The 2,528-nt window shown below is 61.2% G+C and carries 2 protein-coding genes; both read right to left on the minus strand.

What is annotated here, in order from left to right; translation table 11 throughout:
* Window positions 1-554: hypothetical protein (locus BQ17_RS13550; protein ID WP_141699272.1), on the minus strand; the 554-nt coding region annotated here is incomplete at its 3' end.
* A gap of 382 nt (window positions 555-936) precedes the next feature.
* Window positions 937-2,268 (minus strand): hypothetical protein, encoded by a 1,332-nt coding sequence (locus tag BQ17_RS13555; RefSeq protein ID WP_089727930.1) that lies wholly within the window; start codon window positions 2,266-2,268, stop codon window positions 937-939.
* Between the last annotated feature and the right edge of the window lie 260 nt (window positions 2,269-2,528).

Here is a 2,528-nt window from a genome sequence, read left to right on the forward strand (position 1 = left end):
GGGTGGGTGGGCGGCTGGGTGGGTCCTGGGGCCGCCGTCAGGACGAGCCAGGGCCCGGTCCGGAGGCTGAAGTGGCGGATGGCCCACAGATCCGGGACCAGCCGCTTGATCCGGGCCTGTTCCGCCAGCGGTAGGACCAGGATCAGGGGCTTGGTCAGGGTGCGGCGCAGGGGTTCGCGCTGTTCGTTGAGTCGGGCCAGGAATTGCAGACCGGCCTCTTGCCAGGCGGCCTGCTGCTCGGGTGATAGGCCGCCGGGTGGGCGGGTCAGATCCAGCCAGATCGGGGCGTCCAGGGTCCGCTGATACAGAGGCGGATTGAGCAGGCGCGGCAGCAGCCCGGTCAGCAGCGCGTCCGGGGTTTCCGGCGGCGGGATCTTCAGGCCGGTGACGCGCGCCCGATAGATGGCGGCGAGGCGCTCCCGCAGCACATCGATAACGCCGGGCCGGTCGCTGAACAGGAATACCAGGGCGAAGCTGTCACACCATTCCAGGTGTTGTTTGAGGCGCAGCCAGGCGGCCTCGCCTTCCGGGTTGAGAGAGGCCTCGGTCGTCAAGCCCGGTCACCCCTGATACGGATGCTCTCGATTACCGATAACATTGAGCGAGCAGGATCTTCACAGAAGAGTTATCCGCAAATAAACGCAAATGGACGCAAATAAATGCAACGAGATCAAAAACCGTCGGTGATGGTGAGCCGATTCTGACTGATTTACGTTGATTGGTAGTAACAAGCGAAACCGCTGAGGTTCGGATTGAGTATAGGAAAAATGTCCGGTCGCTTCGATCGATCCACAGATTTTCGCAGATTAAAAACGGAACAATCTGTGAGAATCTGCGTAATCTGCGGACAAAAAAACATCTGATCTTTTACGACCGATTTGCGTCCATTGGCGTTCATTTGCGGACTCGTGTTATCGGTACTTCGGCACTGCCGTACTATTCTTCGGCACGACGGTCATCTGCGTGGCGTTTGATCTCCTCCAGCAGCAGGGGATGGATGTCATACCAGGGCTCGCCATTGAGGTAGTTCATGATCAGATTCCCGTCCAGGAAGCGAGCCAGATCGGGCAGATCATCCGTGGTCTCCAGGCCGGTGTCCTTGGCAACATGGATGCGGGCGAGCCAGCGGGCGTCGTCCGCGGCGAGGGGCAACAGCTCGTTGCGCAGTTGTTCCTCGACCCGCTTGACCATCTCCTCGTCCAAGCTGGAATCCGGCTGGGCCAGCCGGGCGGTGCTCAGGGTAACGACGCACTCGCGGATCAGACGAAAGAAATCCCGCAGATCGCCGCCGGTGCGGATTGCCAGTCGGCGCAGGATGTCCGGCGGGATAACATCACGCCAGCCAGCCTGACGCTGGTCGATGATGGCCTCCATGATTGCGAGTCCGGCGGCATCGTCGTTGCCCTTGCGGTCGCGCACATGCACATTGGGCCAGGAGACGATGGGGTGACCACCCAGGGCGCGCCCCTGGTTCGGGGACAGGGCTTGCAGGTAGGGCGGAACCGTGTAGACCAGATGGAGCTGGGGGAAATCGAGTTTGTCGGCCTGGCCGGAGAAGAGGTCCACGACGCTCTCGTGGACCTGTTGGGCCTCGGTGCCCACGCCCCGGATCTGCTCCACCGAATCCACCAGCAGGACTACCTTCAGGTCCGGATCCCCTGCCTCTTTGCGGATGGCCTGGACCAGGTCCACCACATAGTTCTTAGCGTCCTCGATGAGCCGGCTCAGGTGGCCGCGCAGGTGATTTTGGATCCGTTCCTTAAAGTCGGGCTCGTTCTTGAGTTTGAGGCCGAGCTTGGCGGGCGTGAAATCTAGCTTAAATTCATTCAACTGTACCTCGGAGGTCAGGAAGTTCTGCAGCCGCTCCCAGTAGCCGTGGGTCAGGGCGCGCAGGCCCGTGTCCTGCTCCACCGCCTGGCCCAGGGCAGTCATCAGGGAGAGTACGAAATCCGACAGCTCCAGGGGCTTAGTCATCAACAGGAAATCGAGCATGTTGACCAGGAACACCTTGGCGCCGCTGTTTGTCTCCAACAGCTGCTTGAGACGCCGCAGCTCGGTGCTCTTGCCGTTGCCGCGAAAGCCGGTGAGCAGGTTGACGCTCTCGGATTCGGACCAGTCCAGGCGTTGCCACAGCATCAGGATGGGGTCCTTGTCCGGCATCCCCTGCAGGATGGGCACATAGTAGGGGTCGTCCGGCTCCAGGGACAGGGCGCCCTGGCCGCTCAGGCTCCGGTAGAGATCGCGCAGGGGGTCGGCGGTGGTGGACATTGGAGGGTTCTTTCCTAGATTAAAAGCTTGGAGTGCGGCGGCAGCCATACGCCGGTGTCTATCAGGAATCTAAGAGGCTGTCTGGTTAAAAGCAATCCTGAATGATTCGGCGCGGTTTGGGGAAAAGATCCCTCCTGCGTCGGGACCAGGTCTGCTCCCGCGCTGGAGCCTGGGGAACCAGCCGATATTTAAATGATTTGTTGGGCACGCCGCCGTCCAAAGATGCGGTTCGCTGCCTACCTGCCCCGTCCCTGGGGCGG

It is taken from the genome of Candidatus Thiosymbion oneisti (assembly GCF_900092655.1).
Classification (GTDB): Bacteria; Pseudomonadota; Gammaproteobacteria; order Chromatiales; family Chromatiaceae; genus Thiosymbion; species Thiosymbion oneisti.